Below are 13,589 nucleotides of genomic sequence, written 5' to 3' on the forward strand. Positions count from 1 at the left end.
AAGCCATGACTTTAGAAATCAAAACGTCAAATGTCGAACCTATCCGCCAGAACTACGCCTATATCGAAAGACGATTTGGTAGTAAGCCAGCAACTCGATATCAAGAAGTAAGTTTCGATGTACAGGCAGAAACTAACTTTCACTATCGCCCACTGTGGAAACCTAAAAAGACTTTAAATGACAAAACCCATACTGCCCTGCAAATGCAAGATTGGTATGCATTTAAAGATCCACGTCAATTCTATTATGGAACTTACGTTCAACACCGTGCACGTTTACAAGACACTGCCGAAAGTAATTTTGCTTTTTTTGAAAAACGTCAGCTTGCAGAACATTTGTCTGACGAAGTCAAAGCCAAGGTCATTGAATGCCTATTACCATTTCGCCATGTTGAACAAACGGCAAACTTACACATGATGTCTGGTAGTGCCTATGGTTATGGCACCGTGCTTACCCAAGCTTGTATTTATGCCGCGATGGATCATTTAGGAATTGCGCAGTACATCTCACGGATTGGTTTAGCTTTAGATGGTAATAGCGGCGCCTCACTACAGCAGGCAAAACAGGCTTGGATGCAGAATCCCGCATGGCAAGGTTTACGCCGTCTGTGTGAAGAAAGCCTCACCGAGCAAGACTACTTCAAACTTTTCTTATTACAGAACCTTGTGATTGACGGATTTGTGACAGAGCTTGTCTATCAACAGTTTGATCAGTGGTTAGTGAGTCAAAATGCTCGCGACTTAGCCATGCTGACTGAGTTTATGAAAGACACTTTAGGTGATTTACGTAAGTGGTCAGATACCGTCATAAAAACTGCCGCAACAGAGTCCGATCACAACAAACAGCTATTAAATGAATGGTTCACCCAGTCTTTAGCTCAAGTAAAAGCAGCTTTTACACCCTGGGCAACAGCAGCCTTAACAGCAGAGGCAGTCGATCAAGCAGAACAAGTTGTGATTGATCGCGCAAAAAAACTGGGCCTACAACCACTTACAAATGCTTAAGGAGAAGCAACATGTCTAAAGTCTATCTCGCGTTACAGGACAACGATACTTCACGCTACATCCTCGAAGCGATCGAAGAAGATAACCCTGAAGCTTCAATTCAATATTTACCCGCCATGATCCGAATTGAAAGTGAAACTGATTTGGTGATTAAAGCCGAAACCGTATCTGAAAAACTAGGCCAAGATTGGGACATCCAATCGTTACAACTCAACATGATTACGCTGGGCGGCAACGTCGAAGAAGATGACGACACCTTCCGCCTTCACTGGAATTAATCACAACATAGACGTTGTTTAACAAAGATTTAAGGATGATCAATCATGACAACTCAAACGAAAGAAACCAGCAAAAAATTAAATGCTAAAGATCGTTACCGCGCTTTAACCCGTGATCTGGACTGGGACTTTTCTTATGCTGACCGTAAAGAGGCCTTCCCTTATGAAGAGTTTGAAGGTATCAAAATTACGGACTGGTCTAAATGGGAAGATCCATTCCGTTTAACCATGGATGCTTACTGGAAATATCAGGCAGAAAAAGAGAAAAAACTTTATGCCATTTTTGATGCTTTTGCTCAAAACAATGGTCAGATGAATGTCAGCAATGAACGTTACTTAAATGCGATTAAACTCTTTTTAACAGCGGTAACCCCACTTGAATATCAGGCTTATCAAGGCTATGCCCATGTAGGTCGCCAGTTTAGTGGTATTGGAGCACGTATTGCTTCTCAGATGCAGTCGATTGATGAGCTGCGTCATGTACAGACTCAAATTCATGCCATGAGCCATTACAACAAGTTCTTTGATGGTTTTCAGGACTGGGCACACATGCATGACCGCGTTTGGTATTTGTCTGTACCTAAATCATTTTTTGAAGACGCCCGTTCTGCTGGCCCTTTCGAATTTTTATTAGCCATTAGTTTTGCTTTTGAATATGTGCTTACAAACTTGCTATTTGTGCCGTTTATGTCGGGTGCAGCTTATAACGGCGATATGGCAACTGTAACCTTTGGTTTTAGTGCACAGTCAGATGAAGCGCGTCACATGACGCTTGGTCTTGAAATCGTGAAATTCTTGCTCGAACAGCATGAAGACAATGTACCTATTGTGCAGGAATGGATTGATAAATGGTTCTGGCGTGGGACGCGTTTACTTTCAATTGTAGGCATGATGATGGATTACATGCTGCCAAACAAAGTGATGTCGTGGAAAGAAGCTTGGGAAGTTTATTTTGAGCAAGCAGGCGGTGCGCTATTTAAAGATTTGAGCCGTTATGGCATTCGTATGCCGAAATATAGCGATGTGATTGTGAAAGAAAAAGAGCATGTCTCACATCAGGCATGGTGGATTTTCTATAACTTTGGTCATGCTGCCGGTTTCCATACTTGGATTCCAACCGACGAAGAAATGGATTGGTTATCTGCTAAATATCCAGACACTTTCGATAAATACTACCGTCCAAAATGGGAGTTGGCTCGCAAAATGGAAGCCGAAGGTAAACGCTTCTATAACGCAGGTTTACCACAGCTTTGTCAGGTTTGTCAGATTCCAATGACCTTTACCGAAATGGGTGATGACCCAACTCAATTTAGTTATCGCCATACCATTTACCAAGGCGAACGCTACCACACCTGTTCAGATGGCTGTCATGACATTTTCGAACGCGAGCCTGAGAAATATATACAAGCATGGTTACCTGTAAATCAAATTTTACAAGGCAACTGTGGTGGCGGTGACCTCGAAACCATGCTCCGCGATTATTACCGTATGAATGTTGGTGCCGACAATCTGGATATTGAAGGTTCACCAGACCAACAGCGCTGGAAAAAATGGAAAGGCAACGCAGCTTAAGCACAAGGAATTATTCAGGCAGTCATCAAGCTGCCTGATCGGAAATAAGGAGATTGAACATGACTGTTCGCGCGATACACAACAACTATCAATTTGAACCGCTTGATCTGCAAAAAAATTATGGCGATCAATTCTTACTTTACGTGGGTTGGGATCATCACACACTTTTTTGCTCGGCACATGCCATGCTTGCCTCACCTCAACAAACTCTTGAACAGTTGATTGAGCAACAAATTACAGGTGGTTTTGCCCAACATCCAGATTTTGCCAAAATTGATTGGTCAAAAGTGCAATACAGCTTAGATGGTCAAATAATCAGTCCTGAGAGTACAAAAACTTTGGCAGAGCTTGGTTTTGGTCATAAGTCATTACTTCGTTTCGTTACGCCAGAGTTAAATGGCTATAACGACAGCTATGTTTAATTCGGAGGTGTGTCATGAGTTATCAAGTCACCATTGAACCGATCGGAACAACGATTGAAGTTGAAGAAGACCAAACTATTTTAGACGCCGCTTTACGCCAAGGCGTTTGGTTACCCTTTGCCTGTGGTCATGGCACTTGTGGGACATGCAAGGTTCAAGTCACCGACGGTTTTTATGATGTTGGTGAAGCTTCACCATTTGCGCTCATGGATATCGAACGCGATGAAAACAAGGTGCTTGCTTGTTGCTGCAAACCACAGTCCGACATGGTTATTGAAGCCGATGTCGATGAAGACCCAGATTTCTTAGGTCATTTGGTTCAAGACTATCAAGCGACCGTAATTGAAATAAAAGATCTATCGCCAACCATTAAAGGTATTCGTCTACAACTAGATCGCCCAATCGAGTTCCAAGCTGGCCAATATATCAATGTCCAATTTCCAGATATTGAAGGAACACGGGCATTTTCAATTGCCAATTCACCAAGTGAAGTCGGCATTGTTGAGCTGCATATTCGTAAAGTTGAAGGTGGTGCGGCGACGACTTATGTACATGAACAACTTGTCACAGGTGATCAGCTTGATATTTCAGGCCCTTATGGTCAATTTTTCGTACGCAGGTCAGATGATCAAAATGCCATTTTCATTGCAGGTGGTTCAGGTCTTTCAAGTCCACAATCGATGATTTTAGATTTGCTTGAGTCTGGAGATAGTCGCACGATTTACCTGTTCCAAGGAGCACGAGATTTGGCAGAGCTATACAACCGAGAATTGTTTGAACAGCTCGTAAAAGACTATCCGAACTTCCGCTATATCCCTGCTCTCAATGCACCAAAAGCAGAAGACCAATGGACTGGATTTACCGGATTTGTGCACGAGGCCGTTGCCGATTACTTTGAAAATCGATGTGGTGGGCACAAAGCGTATTTGTGCGGCCCACCAATCATGATCGACTCTGCAATTTCAACACTCATGCAAAGTCGCTTATTCGAAAGGGACATTCACACTGAACGCTTCTTAAGTGCAGCCGATGGTGCTGCTGGACAATCGCGTTCAGCTTTATTCAAGCATATTTAAAGATAAACCTTTAAGCACTCCGCTTTTTCAAATGAGCTTGTATTTGCAATTTAGAAAGCTAATACAAAGCTCATAGGAGTTCTACATTCCAAATTTACAGGTTAAACAACTCAAGTTTTTAAAGATCGTTAAGGAATAACGTTTTTTAGTGACAAGCGAAATAACACAGAATAGGACATTCTATGAATAACAAAATTGCTGCAATCATATGTGGTGTGCTCACTGCTCTTTACGTTCAATCTGCATTTGCGACAGAAAGTGGCTCAGATTCTTTTGCTTTAGGTGCCGAAGGTATGATGGCGGGTGCCTTACCACCTGCTGGGGTTTATCTACTCAGTTATTATCAAAATTACCACACATCAGAGTTTCAAAATGGTCCCGACCAGTTCCATGTTGATGTCAATGCTGTGGTTCCTCGGCTGGTCTGGATGACCAATCAAAAAATTCTGGATGGGCAACTCGGTTTTTATGCAGCCCAGCCATTGGTTGATCTACGGCTTAAAGTAAATGGAATGGCTGACTCAAACCAAGGTCTCGGAGACTTGATTTTGGGTGGTATGCTCGGCTGGCATCAAGGAAATCATCACTGGATTGCAGCCCTAGAAACCGTACTGGGAACAGGTGAATATGACACTCCAAATACGGCACATCCAGTTGAAGCTAATCTCGGGAAAAACTATCACACCATTCGACCTATTCTTGCCTATAGTTATGCCAACGCGGCGGGCTTAGATCTTTCAACTAAACTGTCTTATAGCTGGAATACGCGTAACGACTCAACCGACTACCAGTCTGGACAATACATTGCGGGTGACTATAGCTTAGGCTACCGCATTAATCCCAAACTCAAAGTGGCATTTGAAGGCTATGCTTTTAAACAAACCACAGATGACAAAGTAAATGGAAATGATATTGGTTTTAAAGGACAGGCTTTTGCAATTGGTCCAGGCATTCAATATGCCGATAAAAACTGGTCTATTGAAGCCAAATTTTTAAAAGAAACCGAAGTCGAATATCGTCCCGAAGGCCACACCAGCTGGCTAAAACTGATTTGGGCTTTCTAAAACACATCAACGCATAGCTTCAGCTTTTGAGGCTATGCCCTGCTTTATTTAAAAATCGATACCGTCTGAATCATCTATCGGATTCTGATCGAGCGTGAAAACGGTGCGTTTATATGGTATCCCTTCAAGATCATACACCTGATAAATACAATCAAATAAAAGCTGTAAGTCTTCACTTCGGTCCATTGCACGAGCAGTAATAAAAATCGGGCTGACTGCGCCGTTATCTAAAATCGGAATGTAATTTAAATGAGGAAAGCGAATGGTATCGGCACTGGCAGGAATAATACACAAACCTTCACCCGCTGCCACCAAGCCCAAAGCCAGTTGAATTTCCCGTATTTCATGCATATTTTTTGGAACCAAACTATGTTCGGCAAAAATGTTCAAAAGCTGGGTCGAAAAATTGGGTTTCGGCGAAGTGGGATACATAAACATCTTTTCATCAATGAGATCGGCCAGATATACCCCCTCCGTACGCTGCGCAATGGGGTGGCTCGTATGGGCAGCAACTACTAATCGTTCTTTACGTAGCAGAATGCGTCTCACCGCAGGATCACTAATTCTTAGACGTCCAAATCCAACATCAATGCGTCCTTCTTTTAATGCCTGTAGTTGCTCGGTCGTACTTAACTCCATCAATTGAATATTCAGATGCGGCTGCTGCTGACGAAATAAATAAATGATTCGAGGCAGTAAACCATAGAGTAAAGACCCGACAAAACCAATCGTCACACTACGTTCAATCAGACCAATACGTTTGGTCATACTTTTTATTTCTTCAGCATTCGACAAAAGTTTAAGGGCATGCTGATAAAAGAAATGTCCGGCTGGTGTTGTCTGTAAAGGACGACTTCCACGCTCAAACAGTTGAATTCCAAGCTCACTTTCCAAATTTTGAATCTGTCGACTCAAAGGTGGTTGAGCAATAAATAGTTTTTCCGCGGCTTTTGTAAAGCTCTGCTCTTCAACAACAGCCACAAAATACCGTAAATGTCTTAGTTCCATAAGGCATCCATACCTTTAAGATATAAAAAAATGCAAATTCAGTCTTAGACACAGTTTAACCATTCTTTTAAGGTATATACAAGCAACAAACCGATGAAGTGATGAATGGCTTTGTGAAAAAAGCCCTCTTGCCAATCTTCAAGCTATTCATCTTCATCAATTCACGGTTAAGCATCCAACGCGCTTATGCGCTTCATTGACAATATTAGGATATCAAGACCTTGTAGATCGTAGCTAAGGCCTTGGTGACTTCCACACTTTTGGAAAGTCGGAGAACGGACATGCCACGTATTCCTGTAATCAATACTAGCCATCTTGACCGTATTGATGAATTACTTGTAGATAATATCGATACAGGTGAATTTAAACTTCATCGCTCAGTGTTTACTGACGAAGCCCTATTTGACCTCGAAATGAAATATATCTTCGAAGGTAATTGGGTTTACTTAGCACACGAAAGCCAAATTCCAAATAATAATGACTACTACACCACTCACATTGGTCGTCAGCCAGTCATTATTGCCCGCAATCGTAACGGCGAACTCAATGCCATGATCAATGCGTGTTCACACCGCGGAGCACAACTTTGCCGTCACAAGCGTGGTAACAAAGCAACATATACCTGCCCTTTCCACGGCTGGACGTTTAACAACTCAGGTAAACTTCTAAAAGTTAAAGATCCAAGTGAAGCTGGTTACTCTGACTGTTTTAACCAAGAAGGCTCACACGACCTTAAAAAAGTGGCTCGTTTTGAGAGCTACAAAGGCTTCTTATTTGGTAGCTTAAATCCCGATGTTCCTTCTCTTGAAGAATTCTTGGGTGAAACCACCAAAATCATCGACATGATTGTTGACCAGTCTGAACATGGTTTAGAAGTTTTACGTGGTTCATCTACCTATACCTACGAAGGCAACTGGAAACTCACCGCTGAAAATGGTGCCGATGGTTACCACGTTTCTGCTGTGCACTGGAACTACGCAGCAACGACTCAACACCGTAAAGAAACTCAAGCTGCCGATAACATCCGTGCGATGAGTGCAGGTTCTTGGGGTAAACAAGGCGGTGGTTCATATGGCTTTGAAAATGGCCACATGTTGCTTTGGACACAATGGGCAAACCCCGAAGACCGTCCAAACTTCCCGAAAGCAGACGAATATACCGAAAAATACGGTGAAGCGATGTCGAAATGGATGATTGAGCGTTCACGTAACTTGTGTCTCTATCCAAACGTTTATTTGATGGATCAGTTCGGTTCGCAAATTCGTGTACTTCGCCCACTTTCGGTTAATAGAACTGAAGTTACCATTTACTGTATCGCACCTAAAGGCGAAGCACCTGAAGCTCGTGCACGTCGTATCCGTCAATATGAAGATTTCTTTAATGCTTCGGGTATGGCAACACCAGACGATTTAGAAGAATTCCGTGCTTGTCAGGCAGGCTACGCCGGTATTGCACTTGAATGGAATGACATGTGCCGTGGTTCAAAACATTGGATTTATGGACCAGACGATGCAGCGAACGAAATCGGTTTAAAACCAATGTTAAGTGGTATCAAAACTGAAGATGAAGGTCTTTATCTTGCCCAACATCAATATTGGTTACACACCATGAAACATGCGATTGCATCAGAGAAAGAAATTGCTGATCAGGGAGAAACAGCATGAGCACTCAAGACAAAGCAACTTTAGAAAATATTGCTCAGTTTCTCTATCGTGAAGCTCGCTTTTTAGATGATGAACAATGGGAAGATTGGATTGAATGCTATTCACCCGAAGCTTCTTTCTGGATGCCAGCTTGGGACGACGACGATAGATTAACTGAAGATCCGCAATCTGAAATTTCACTTATTTATTATCCAGACCGTCAAGGTTTAGAAGATCGTGTGTTTCGTATTAAAACCGAGCGCTCATCTGCAACCATGCCAGACACACGCACAAGCCACAATATTGCCAACGTTGAAGTCGTAGAGCGCGACGGAGACAAAGTCACTGTTCGCTTTAACTGGAATACCTTGAGTTTCCGTTACAAGACAAATTACAGCTATTTCGGTATGTCACGTTATGTGATCGATTTTTCAGGTGATCAACCAAAAATCTTGAGCAAGTATGTCGTTTTGAAAAATGACTACATCAATCAGGTTATTGATATTTACCACCTTTAAGACATACCCCCTCAGTTAAACGGATGGTTGGCTGAGGGCAAAAGTTTCAAATATTTTGTAGGATACATGCCATGTCAAACCACAATGTTGCACTTCAATTTGAAGATGGTGTTACACGTTTTATTAACGTAGCTCAGGGCGAAACCCTATCTGACGCAGCCTATCGCCAAAAAATTAATATTCCTTTGGATTGCCGTGATGGAGCATGTGGAACTTGCCGCGCATTTTGCGAGTCTGGCAGTTATGACATGCCAGAAGAAACCTATATTGAAGATGCGTTAACCCCTGAAGAAGCTGAGCAAGGCTATATTCTTGCTTGCCAATGTCGCCCAACTTCAGACGCCGTATTCCAAATTCAAGCCTCGTCAGATGTTTGCAAAACTGCAATTCATAGCTTCCAAGGCACATTAGCCCGCGTTGAAAACTTATCAGATTCAACCATCACATTTGATATCCAACTTGATGAAGGCCAACCGGATATTCATTTCCTTGCAGGTCAATACGTCAACGTTGCAATTCCTGAAACTGGCGAAACACGTTCATATTCATTTAGCTCAAAACCGGGCAATCGCTTAACGGGCTTTGTGGTCCGTAACGTGCCGAACGGCAAAATGAGTGAGTTTTTAAGTAAGAATGCTCAAGCTGGCGACAAAATGACGTTTACTGGTCCATTCGGTAGCTTCTATTTACGCAATATAGCTCGCCCAGTGCTGATGCTCGCAGGCGGTACTGGCATTGCCCCATTTATGTCGATGTTACAAGTGCTTGAAGAAAAAGGTTCAGAACAGCCTGTTCGTTTAGTCTTTGGTGTCACCAATGACTTTGATTTGGTTGCTCTAGAAAAACTTAATGAATTGCAGGCGAAATTCCCGTGGTTCGAATACCGAACTGTGGTTGCAAGTCCTGAAAGTCAGCATGAACGCAAAGGCTATGTCACTGGTCATATTGAAAGTGAATGGTTAAACGATGGCGATGTCGATGTTTATCTATGTGGACCGGTGCCAATGGTAGAAGCTGTTCGTGGCTGGTTAGAAACTGAAAATATCAAACCTGCTAGTTTCTTGTTTGAAAAATTCTCTGCAAACTAACTCAAGGTGGAGAAGCTATCTATGTCAAACCGTCAAAGATTTACTAATAAAGTCGTGATTGTTACGGGTAGTGCTCAAGGCATTGGTCGTGGCGTAGCTTTACAAATCGCGGCTGAAGGCGGACAAGTCATCATGGCTGACCGCTCTGAATATGTTAATGAAGTTCTTAAAGAAATTCAGAGTGCAGGCGGTGATGCTGTCACGATTAATGCTGACCTTGAAACCTATACAGGTGCGCAAGCGGTTGTTGCAAAAGCCATTGAATACTATGGTCGGGTAGATATCCTGATTAATAACGTAGGTGGCGCAATCTGGATGAAACCTTTTGAAGAGTTTTCTGAAGAAGAGATCATTAAGGAAGTGAATCGCTCGTTATTTCCAACGTTATGGTGTTGCCGCGCTGTGTTACCTGCCATGATTAAGCAACAATCGGGAGTTATTATAAATGTATCTTCAATTGCAACCCGTGGTATTAATCGTATTCCCTATTCTGCATCTAAGGGCGGTGTAAATGCTCTAACAGCATCGCTTGCTTTTGAACATGCTAAAGATGGGATCCGAGTCAATGCCGTTGCGACTGGTGGAACCGAAGCACCACCTCGGAAAGTACCACGTAATACCAATCCGTTAAGTCAAAATGAAAAAGACTGGATGCAGCAAGTGGTTGATCAAACAATAGATCGAACATTTATGGGTCGTTATGGCACAATTCAAGAACAAGTGAATGCAATTTTATTTCTTGCATCAGATGACGCATCCTATATGACTGGCTCGGTTATTTCAGTCGGAGGTGGAGATCAGGGTTAACCCTGATCTTTTTACATGATTGGGTAAATAATATGATTTGCATGGAGGCAATCAAACAATGGCAACCCTGTTCAAGACATTAAAAAATGACTGGTCTATATCAGCAACAGTTGCTGGCTTTCTTGCAGTTTTAATTTCTTACTCAGGCCCACTGATTATTTTTTTCCAAGCTGCTCAGCGTGCCCATGTCTCAACCGATATGATGGTGTCATGGATTTGGGGAATTTCAATTGGTGCCGCCGTTTCAGGTATTTATCTTTCAATTAAATATAAAACGCCTGTCATAACCGCATGGTCTGCACCAGGCACTGCCCTATTAGTTACCCTATTTCCCAATGTCTCGTTGAATGAAGCGGTAGCCGCCTATATTACTTCTGCCATCGTTATTTTTTTAATTGGCGTTACAGGTTACTTCGACAAGTTACTGAAGTGGATTCCGCAAGATGTCGCTGCAGGCATGATGGCTGGTATTCTTTTTCAATTTGGTATTGGTCTATTTACTGCGTCTGATAGCATGCCTTTTATTGTCTTTAGCATGCTTATTGTCTTTTTAATTGCCAAACGTTTAATGCCACGCTATACCATGATTTGGGTGTTAGCTGCCGGAGTTTTATTAAGCCTTATTTTAGGCAAAATGAATCCAGTGGATGTGAGTTTTAGTTTAGCGATCCCGCAATGGATTAGCCCAGAATGGACATGGAACTCAACGCTCAACCTCGCTGTTCCTCTCATTTTAGTCAGCCTAACCGGCCAATTTTTACCGGGTATGGCAATTATGAAACTCAGCGGTTACGACACTCCAGCCAAACCCATTATTACTGTCACCAGTATTGCCTCTTTAGCTGTTGCTTGCGTCGGTGGTATTACGATTGTGCTTGCCTCAATTACCGCTGCTTTATGTATGGGCAAAGATGCACATGAACTGAAAGAAAAACGATATATCGCAGGAATTGCCAACGGAATTTTTTATATTTTAGGAGGCTTATTTGCTGGCAGTATTGTCATGCTATTTAGCTTACTTCCTAAAGAGTTGGTTGCAGCACTAGCAGGTTTAGCCTTGCTTGGAGCGATTGCCACCAATATTTCTGTTGCCATGAAAAATGATAATCAACGTGATGCCGCACTTATTACCTTTTTAGCGACAGCATCAGGCATGCACTTTCTTGGATTAAGCTCAGTCTTTTGGGGTATTTGTATTGGTGTAATCGCCCATTTCATTCTCACACCACGCTCAACACCCACTACAAACTAATTTTTTATCTAAGCGCCCTCACTAAAATAAAACCTCAATCGCCAAATCAAAATGCAAATAATTTGCTAATTCTGATTTGGCGTTTTTTATTTAATATAGATTAAATTTCATTTTTTAGATCAAGTTCAAAAATAATTAAATAATAGACTTTAGTATTTTGTTTTTATATTTTCACTTCAACTCATAATATAAATTTAACGATATTTTTAAGAGTGATTTTCATCAATAAAATCTATTAAAAAACATCTCGAAAATCCTTAAAATTCTCATAATACAATATTTAACCCTATTTTAAAGACACAATAAAGAAAGCTAAAACAATAAAAATAAATACATATTTTTCAAATAATTAAATCAATAAAAACACAATACCTTAAAGACATAAAGATATATCAATTAGGTTTTTGACTCTAATCCAATAACAAAATAGTTTATTAAAAAATAACGCGATGCTTCACAAATTGGAGGTGAAGAAAATGGATACGAGCAAGGTTAATATTAATGAGTTAATTGATAAAGCCAGTTTCACATCTTTTCATTGGAAAGTTTTAATCTGGTGCTTACTTATTATTATTTTTGATGGATATGATTTAGTTATTTACGGGGTTGCTCTTCCTCTGTTAATGCAACAATGGTCATTAACTGCGGTAGAAGCTGGTTTACTCGCCAGTGCTGCTCTATTCGGCATGATGTTTGGTGCCATGATTTTCGGCACGCTTTCAGACAAATTAGGGCGTAAAAAAACCATCCTGATTTGTGTCACCTTATTTAGTGGATTTACCTTTATTGGTGCCTTTGCCAAAGGACCAACTGAGTTCGCTATTTTACGCTTTATTGCAGGTCTTGGGATTGGTGGCGTTATGCCAAACGTCGTTGCGCTTATGACCGAATACGCACCTAAAAAAATCCGCAGTACATTAGTTGCAATTATGTTTAGTGGCTACGCAATTGGTGGCATGACATCTGCTCTACTCGGCGCATGGCTCGTTAAAGATATGGGCTGGCAAATCATGTTTTTAATTGCGGGTATTCCCCTGTTATTGCTCCCACTTATTTGGAAATTTTTGCCAGAGTCTCTCACCTTTTTAGTGAAATCTAACCATAGCGAGCAGGCAAAAAGTATTGTTTGTAAAATTGCGCCTCAAACTCAGGTAAACGCCAATACACAACTGGTGTTAAACGAAAGCACAACAACAGATGCTCCTGTCCGTGCACTTTTCCAGCAAGGTCGTACCTTCAGCACATTTATGTTCTGGATTGCTTTCTTTATGTGTCTACTCATGGTGTATGCATTAGGAAGCTGGTTACCTAAACTCATGCTGCAAGCAGGTTATTCGTTAGGTGCGAGCATGTTGTTTCTGTTTTCGCTCAATATTGGCGGCATGGTCGGAGCAATTGGTGGCGGTGCTTTAGCGGACAGATTCCATTTAAAACCTGTTATTACAATCATGTTTATTGTGGGTTCAGCAGCTTTAATTCTACTTGGCATTAATAGTCCACAATTTATTTTATATAGCCTGATTGCGATTGCTAGTGCTGCCACAATTGGCTCACAAATCTTACTCTACACTTTTGTTGCACAGTTCTATCCAACAGCACTTCGTTCAACTGGCATGGGCTGGGCATCTGGAATTGGCCGTATCGGCGCAATTATTGGACCAGTTTTAACAGGAGCCCTACTCACACTTGAGCTTCCTCACCAAATGAATTTCTTAGCGATTGCAATTCCGGGTGTGATTGCTGCACTTGCAATATTTATGGTCAATCTAAAAGCCTCTGTTGCCGCACAAACGCCATCAACTTTTAACCATCAAAACACACTTACCCAGCAGTAAATATAAATGCGCCGAGGACTGG

12 protein-coding genes and 2 pseudogenes are annotated in these 13,589 nt (G+C 41.7%); 12 read left to right on the forward strand and 2 right to left on the reverse strand.

What is annotated here, in order from left to right:
* Positions 1-5: 5 nt before the first annotated feature.
* The 6 genes from F968_RS12520 (at position 6) to F968_RS12545 (ending at position 5,416) form a co-directional block, all read left to right on the forward strand.
* On the forward strand, positions 6-1,004 hold the full coding sequence (locus F968_RS12520) for an aromatic/alkene monooxygenase hydroxylase subunit beta (RefSeq protein WP_004793598.1): 999 nt from the start codon (positions 6-8) through the stop codon (positions 1,002-1,004).
* An 11-nt stretch (positions 1,005-1,015) separates the two neighbouring features.
* Positions 1,016-1,282, forward strand: a complete 267-nt coding sequence (locus F968_RS12525) for an MmoB/DmpM family protein (protein ID WP_000049450.1) — start codon at positions 1,016-1,018, stop codon at positions 1,280-1,282.
* Positions 1,283-1,327: 45 nt separating this feature from the next.
* Positions 1,328-2,854 (forward strand): aromatic/alkene/methane monooxygenase hydroxylase/oxygenase subunit alpha, encoded by a 1,527-nt coding sequence (locus F968_RS12530; RefSeq protein WP_004793599.1) that lies wholly within the window; start codon positions 1,328-1,330, stop codon positions 2,852-2,854.
* Between the two features lie 59 nt (positions 2,855-2,913).
* Positions 2,914-3,276, forward strand: a complete 363-nt coding sequence (locus F968_RS12535; RefSeq protein WP_004793601.1) for a phenol hydroxylase subunit P4 — start codon at positions 2,914-2,916, stop codon at positions 3,274-3,276.
* A 14-nt stretch (positions 3,277-3,290) separates the two neighbouring features.
* Entirely contained in the window at positions 3,291-4,352 is a 1,062-nt protein-coding gene (locus F968_RS12540; protein WP_004793604.1) for an NADH:ubiquinone reductase (Na(+)-transporting) subunit F, read from the forward strand.
* A gap of 182 nt (positions 4,353-4,534) precedes the next feature.
* Complete coding sequence (locus tag F968_RS12545; protein WP_004793606.1) at positions 4,535-5,416, forward strand: SphA family protein; 882 nt, start codon at positions 4,535-4,537, stop codon at positions 5,414-5,416.
* Positions 5,417-5,464: 48 nt separating this feature from the next.
* Here the strand turns inward: F968_RS12545 and F968_RS12550 are convergent, their stop codons facing one another.
* Both F968_RS12550 and F968_RS19870 read right to left on the reverse strand, forming a co-directional pair.
* On the reverse strand, positions 5,465-6,424 hold the full coding sequence (locus F968_RS12550; protein WP_004702719.1) for a LysR family transcriptional regulator: 960 nt from the start codon (positions 6,422-6,424) through the stop codon (positions 5,465-5,467).
* 44 nt (positions 6,425-6,468) lie between these two features.
* A pseudogene (locus tag F968_RS19870) lies at positions 6,469-6,599 on the reverse strand (hypothetical protein).
* 106 nt (positions 6,600-6,705) lie between these two features.
* On the opposite strand from F968_RS19870, the gene benA reads away from it, so the two are divergent.
* The 6 genes and pseudogenes from benA (at position 6,706) to F968_RS12580 (ending at position 13,567) form a co-directional block, all read left to right on the forward strand.
* On the forward strand, positions 6,706-8,088 hold the full coding sequence (gene benA / locus F968_RS12555; RefSeq protein WP_004793610.1) for a benzoate 1,2-dioxygenase large subunit: 1,383 nt from the start codon (positions 6,706-6,708) through the stop codon (positions 8,086-8,088).
* Positions 8,085-8,604 (forward strand): annotated as a pseudogene (gene benB, locus F968_RS12560) (benzoate 1,2-dioxygenase small subunit). Before benA ends, benB begins: the two are co-directional and overlap by 4 nt.
* Positions 8,605-8,656: 52 nt before the next feature.
* A complete protein-coding gene (gene benC, locus F968_RS12565; RefSeq protein WP_004793615.1) occupies positions 8,657-9,673 on the forward strand; it encodes a benzoate 1,2-dioxygenase electron transfer component BenC in 1,017 nt (338 codons plus the stop codon).
* A 21-nt stretch (positions 9,674-9,694) separates the two neighbouring features.
* Positions 9,695-10,480, forward strand: a complete 786-nt coding sequence (locus tag F968_RS12570) for a 1,6-dihydroxycyclohexa-2,4-diene-1-carboxylate dehydrogenase (RefSeq protein WP_004793617.1) — start codon at positions 9,695-9,697, stop codon at positions 10,478-10,480.
* A gap of 58 nt (positions 10,481-10,538) precedes the next feature.
* Positions 10,539-11,732 (forward strand): benzoate/H(+) symporter BenE, encoded by a 1,194-nt coding sequence (gene benE / locus F968_RS12575; protein ID WP_004793619.1) that lies wholly within the window; start codon positions 10,539-10,541, stop codon positions 11,730-11,732.
* A 476-nt stretch (positions 11,733-12,208) separates the two neighbouring features.
* Entirely contained in the window at positions 12,209-13,567 is a 1,359-nt protein-coding gene (locus F968_RS12580; RefSeq protein WP_004793620.1) for an aromatic acid/H+ symport family MFS transporter, read from the forward strand.
* Positions 13,568-13,589: the final 22 nt, after the last annotated feature.

This window comes from Acinetobacter sp. NIPH 817 (assembly GCF_000368405.1).
Taxonomy (GTDB): domain Bacteria; phylum Pseudomonadota; class Gammaproteobacteria; order Pseudomonadales; family Moraxellaceae; genus Acinetobacter.

Excerpts from the sequence above, each read along its gene's own strand:
- F968_RS12520 (WP_004793598.1), top strand. The coding sequence starts at position 6 with ATGACTTTAGAAATCAAAACGTCAAATGTCGAACCTATCCGCCAGAAC.
- F968_RS12525 (WP_000049450.1), top strand. The coding sequence starts at position 1,016 with ATGTCTAAAGTCTATCTCGCGTTACAGGACAACGATACTTCACGCTAC.
- F968_RS12530 (WP_004793599.1), top strand. The coding sequence starts at position 1,328 with ATGACAACTCAAACGAAAGAAACCAGCAAAAAATTAAATGCTAAAGAT.
- F968_RS12535 (WP_004793601.1), top strand. The coding sequence starts at position 2,914 with ATGACTGTTCGCGCGATACACAACAACTATCAATTTGAACCGCTTGAT.
- F968_RS12540 (WP_004793604.1), top strand. The coding sequence starts at position 3,291 with ATGAGTTATCAAGTCACCATTGAACCGATCGGAACAACGATTGAAGTT.
- F968_RS12545 (WP_004793606.1), top strand. The coding sequence starts at position 4,535 with ATGAATAACAAAATTGCTGCAATCATATGTGGTGTGCTCACTGCTCTT.
- F968_RS12550 (WP_004702719.1), bottom strand. The coding sequence starts at position 6,424 with ATGGAACTAAGACATTTACGGTATTTTGTGGCTGTTGTTGAAGAGCAG.
- benA (WP_004793610.1), top strand. The coding sequence starts at position 6,706 with ATGCCACGTATTCCTGTAATCAATACTAGCCATCTTGACCGTATTGAT.
- benC (WP_004793615.1), top strand. The coding sequence starts at position 8,657 with ATGTCAAACCACAATGTTGCACTTCAATTTGAAGATGGTGTTACACGT.
- F968_RS12570 (WP_004793617.1), top strand. The coding sequence starts at position 9,695 with ATGTCAAACCGTCAAAGATTTACTAATAAAGTCGTGATTGTTACGGGT.
- benE (WP_004793619.1), top strand. The coding sequence starts at position 10,539 with ATGGCAACCCTGTTCAAGACATTAAAAAATGACTGGTCTATATCAGCA.
- F968_RS12580 (WP_004793620.1), top strand. The coding sequence starts at position 12,209 with ATGGATACGAGCAAGGTTAATATTAATGAGTTAATTGATAAAGCCAGT.